This is a genomic window from Streptomyces sp. PTL18, assembly GCF_059510295.1.
Genome location: NZ_JCAJZO010000075.1, coordinates 1 through 4281 on the forward strand (window position 1 = coordinate 1; position 4281 = coordinate 4281).

General features: G+C 67.2%; 6 protein-coding genes and 2 pseudogenes. 4 read left to right on the forward strand and 4 right to left on the reverse strand.

Translation table 11 applies throughout. The annotated features are described in order from the left end of the window. Positions 1–552: transposase (locus AC5WS8_RS38865; protein WP_496108192.1), on the forward strand; the 552-nt coding region annotated here is incomplete at its 5' end. Continuing rightward, entirely contained in the window at positions 549–947 is a 399-nt protein-coding gene (locus tag AC5WS8_RS38870; protein ID WP_496108193.1) for a hypothetical protein, read from the forward strand. The genes AC5WS8_RS38865 and AC5WS8_RS38870, both read left to right, overlap by 4 nt. On the opposite strand, the pseudogene AC5WS8_RS38875 reads toward AC5WS8_RS38870, so the two are convergent. The 3 genes and pseudogenes from AC5WS8_RS38875 to AC5WS8_RS38885 all read right to left on the reverse strand — a co-directional run. Next, a pseudogene (locus AC5WS8_RS38875) lies at positions 948–1290 on the reverse strand (transposase); the annotation flags it as partial. 34 nt (positions 1291–1324) lie between these two features. Further along, a complete protein-coding gene (locus tag AC5WS8_RS38880) occupies positions 1325–1654 on the reverse strand; it encodes a hypothetical protein (protein WP_345614023.1) in 330 nt (109 codons plus the stop codon). 4 nt (positions 1655–1658) lie between these two features. After that, positions 1659–1955 carry a hypothetical protein gene (locus AC5WS8_RS38885; protein ID WP_496108194.1) on the reverse strand — a complete coding sequence of 99 codons (297 nt, stop codon included), beginning with the start codon at positions 1953–1955 and terminating at the stop codon, positions 1659–1661. Positions 1956–1997: 42 nt separating this feature from the next. On the opposite strand from AC5WS8_RS38885, the gene AC5WS8_RS38890 reads away from it, so the two are divergent. Both AC5WS8_RS38890 and AC5WS8_RS38895 read left to right on the forward strand, forming a co-directional pair. Continuing rightward, complete coding sequence (locus AC5WS8_RS38890) at positions 1998–2153, forward strand: hypothetical protein (protein WP_496108195.1); 156 nt, start codon at positions 1998–2000, stop codon at positions 2151–2153. A gap of 366 nt (positions 2154–2519) precedes the next feature. Continuing rightward, the gene (locus tag AC5WS8_RS38895; RefSeq protein ID WP_496108196.1) at positions 2520–3107 is read left to right on the forward strand and encodes an SDR family oxidoreductase; all 588 of its coding nucleotides are present in this window, start codon (positions 2520–2522) and stop codon (positions 3105–3107) included. A gap of 20 nt (positions 3108–3127) precedes the next feature. Here AC5WS8_RS38895 and AC5WS8_RS38900 read toward each other — a convergent pair. Further along, positions 3128–4281, reverse strand: a pseudogene (locus tag AC5WS8_RS38900) (site-specific integrase); the annotation flags it as partial.

The window sequence follows — 4281 nt, forward strand, 5'->3', positions numbered from 1 at the left end:
CCGGACTACCGGCGCAGGACACTAGTGATCATCGACACCCAGTCCGTCCGCGCGGCTGCGGGTGTCCCGAAGACCACGACGGGACTGGACGCCAACAAGAAGGTGTCGGGGCGCAAGCGGGGACTGGCCGTCGACGTTCTGGGGCTGATCATCGGCGTCGTGGTGCTGGCCGCCTCCGCCCACGACAACGCCGCCGGCACCGCTCTGCTCGATCAGGCGGCCGAGCGGTGCGGGATGCGTCTGGAGAAGGCCCTGGTGGACCAGGGCTTCAAGGACGAGGTTCTCATCCACGGCGCCCTGCTGGACATCGACGTCGAGGTCGTCCGCCGCAACCGCGCAGACCAGGGCAAAGGCTTCGTCCCGCAACCGAAGAGGTGGATCGTGGAGCAGGTCAACGGCACGTTGATGCTGCACCGCCGCCTGGCCCGCGAGTACGATCACCGGCCCGACACCTCCGCCTCGCGCGTCTACTGGGCTTCCATCGCCAACATGGCCCGCCGCCTCACCACACCCGCCCCCACCTGGCGCGACACCCTCGGGCTGGCCGCGTGAACATCAGCGAACTCCTGGCAGACCTCCAGGACCAGCACGACAAAACCACGGCCCGGGCTGACGAACTACCCAACCAGATCGACCACTTGACCGCCGCTCTGGCCGAGACCGAAGCACGGCTCGCAGACCTGGCCACCACCCGGAAGATCATCGCCGAACGCATCCCGCTCGGGACCGAGCCCGATCCGCCCGAGACGAACACCGCCTACCAGGCCATCGTGAACGCCTTCAACCAGCACCCCGGCCGGGCACTCCGAGCCCGCGAGCTGCACGAACTCCTCGGCATGCCCACCGACGAGGCGACCGTCAACGTCACCCGCAGCCGCCTGGGACGCCTCGTCCGACAAGGCTTCCTCACCCAACCCGGACGAGGCTGCTACCAGAAACGGACTTAACGTCCACTGAGGACTGGTGGCGGAGATCTGGGAGAGCAGGTGGATGCCGCCGGCGTTGTCGGAGACGCTGGCAGCGGTCACCCAGACGGCCAGCAGCAGGCCGAGGGTGTCGACGCCGATGTGGCGCTTGCGACCTGCGATCTTCTTCCCTGCATCAATACCTTGGCCGGCCGCGGGGACGTTGGCGGAGGTCTTGACGCTCTGAGCGTCCAGCACGCAGGCGCTCGGCTCGGCGTTGCGGCCTTCGGCTTCCCGGAGCAGGCGCCGCAGCAGGCCGTTGAGCTGGTCGAAGATGGGCTTCCTTCTGCCAGGCGGCGAAGTAGCCGTAGACCGTCTCCCACGGCGTTCTGTGGAATCAGATTCGTCAAGTTCGGTGGTCAGTGAGCGTGGTCAGCGAGGCTGTCGAACAGCGGTGGCGACAGGAACTCCGTCCACGGCCACGGAGGCGTATCGGGGGCTGAACGCCAGGTGAGATGCACCTGCGCGAACCCTGTGGAGGCTCCCTCGGTGCCGAACAACACTTCATCGCAGCGGCCGCAGCGAGCCAGTGCGGTCACCGACTTCCCGAAGAGCGGGTGCCCTTCGCCGACCTCGACCTTCAGCTGAGCCTCCAGTGTGTTCCTGGGTTCTGAGTCGAGGATCCGTATCCAGGGCTCGGGCAAGGGCAGCGCCTCGCCGTCGAGGAGGTGGTCATGGCTGGGTTCCATGATCTCAGCATGTCTCACTGCTGGAGCAGGGGCGTCCGCTGGCCCCGAGATCGACGATCGGTAGAAGTGTCGCGGTGGCTGGGACGCCGATCTGCCGTGGTGTGGGTCCGGCGGGGGTGGGAACGTCGGTGAGTCGCTCCAGGAGCTGGTCGAGGGCGGCCTGGCCGTCGTCGACAGCAGCGCGTTCGTCGTCAGTGAGCGGGATGCTCGCGAACATCTTCTGCAGGTTCTCCTTCGCCTCCAGCAGCTGGCTCTTGCTGGAGTTCTTGGGGGTGTAGAAGTCGCAGCGTGCGCAGGCCATGCGGTGCTGGCACTGCTCGAAGAACGTGTAGGTGCACCAGCCGTGGCCGAGGTCGAAGTACTGCCACGGTTCGCCGTTCGCGACGGCGCCGGACGCGACGGCGTCTCGGTCGACGAGGACTTCGACGGTGCGGACGTTGCGGGCGAAGTAACCGGCGTCGTTGTAGGCCCGGGCGAGCGTGTTCGGGGTGATCTTTAATGGCGGAGTCGGGTATTGGAACTGCCCGAATACCTGTCTGATCTGCGTCTTGTGTCCCTTGTGGTGGCTGGGTCTGCGCGTCTCAAGTGACGTGAGGGTGGCGGCACTCGGGAAAATCGGGTGCCGAGTGGTGGGCGGCCCGCCAGGATGAAGATCATGACTGGTGAGACGCGCGTGGGGAGCCGACAGGACGTAGGAGAGGCGGAGCGCCCGCTTGCCTTGGTCACGGGCGCGGGACGCTCAGCGGGGATCGCGGCGTCCGTGGTACTGACTCTGGCCAGGGCCGGGTGGGACGTGGCCATCACGTACTGGACTCCGTATGACACGCGGATGCAGTGAGGCACGGAGCCGGGTGCGCCTGAAGAGTTGCAGACGAAGGTGGCGTCCCTTGGGGCGAGAACGCTTGCGGTCGAGGCGGACCTGAGCGATCCGGCCGCGCCGGCTCAGCTCTTCGACAACGTCGAGCGTGAGCTGGGGAACGTCACCGCGCTCGTGCTCTGCCATTGCGAGTCGGTCGACTCTGGCTTGTTGGACACCACGGTGGAGAGCTTCGACCTGCACTTCGCGGTCAATGCGCGGGCAACCTGGCTGCTGATCCGGGAGTACGGGTTGCGGTTCCGCGGACAGCATGGCAGCGGGCGGATCGTCAGCCTGACCAGCGACCACACCGCAGGCAACCTGCCTTATGGGGCAAGCAAGGGAGCGATGGACCGGATCACGTTGGCCGCCGCCCGTGAGCTTGCCCACCTGGGAGTGACCTGCAACGCGATCAATCCCGGACCGACCGACACCGGGTGGATGACTGACGACCAGAAGGCGGACATGATCCGCTTCACGCCTCTGGGCCGCCTCGGGGTGCCGCAGGACTGCGCGAACCTGGTCTCGTTTCTCTGCTCCGCCGAGGGCGGATGGATCAACGGCCAGCTTCTCCAGAGCAACGGCGGCCTCGGGTAATCAAGGGCATGGGGCATGGCTCACGGATGTTTCCGGCTGGCGACGTCGGCGGCGTAGGCGCCCCAGTCCCCGGCCGCGGCTCGCTGCCATTTGACGGCGACGGTGATGTCGATGCCGAGGGTGCGGGCGAGGACTGCGGCAGGCAGTTCGGTGGCGAGCTGGAACAGCGCGGTCGAGCGGATCTCGGCGAGGCGGATGCCGAGTTTGCGGAGCCGTTCGCCCATGGCCCAGACGCTGATCGGCCGACCAGGCTGGCCTCCAGGAAAGAGCCAGGGAGAGTCTGTCCGGCCGAGGACGGCATGGCTGCGGCGAACCGCCACCTGTTGGAGGGCCAGTTCAGCGACGGGTGCGGGGAGCTCGACCGGGACGGCGCCGAGGCGGAGGCGGACGGCTCCGTCCATCTCCTCGACGTGGTCGACGGTGAGCCGCGAGATCGCGGCGGGCCACTGGGCGTAGAGGAGCAACAGCAGGCCGGCAAGGCGGTCTTCGGGCTTGAGGGTGTTGTCGTGCAGGAGGCGGCGGGCGGCGGCCCAGCGGGCCTCGTCGTCCATGATCTGGGAGGGGCCGTTCCATTTCACGGCCGGGAAGCTGAGGTCACGGGCGATCCTCTGGGAGAGGGCCCACCGCACGAAGTGTCCTGCTTCTCGACGATGGCGGACGTCGTCACTGGTCAGCCAGCGTTCAAGGTCGCTCTGGCGGCAGATATCAAGAGTCAGGTTCTGGTCCTCAATCCAGTTGAGGAGATAGACGGCGGCACGCAGGTGCTGGCGGACGACGACGAGTTGGGTGTGTGTGATGCCCTTGCCGTGGCTGCGTCGGCGAAGACGGCGAAGGAGGTGCCACGTCGCGTATCGGTGAAGGATCTTGCGTCCCTCGGCGGTCGGGTGGGAGGAAACGAGATCTTTCACGTGGCGTTGGAGGCGGACCATCTGCTCGTCCCGTTGCGGCAAGGCGTCGGCGGCCACGAGGACACTGCAGATGTGCTCGACGACCTTGCCCTCCGGCAGTTCGTCCAGGGCCTCGTGTGTCAGGGGCCGGCGTCCGGAGCCGAGGTCTGACAGGACGGTGGAGACGATGCCGCCGGAGAGCCAGTGCATCGCGGTGCCGACCCGTTCGGTGCTGGCCAGGGCATTGTGGAGGGCCCTCAGTTTCGGGGTTGTGGCCCCCGAGGCGT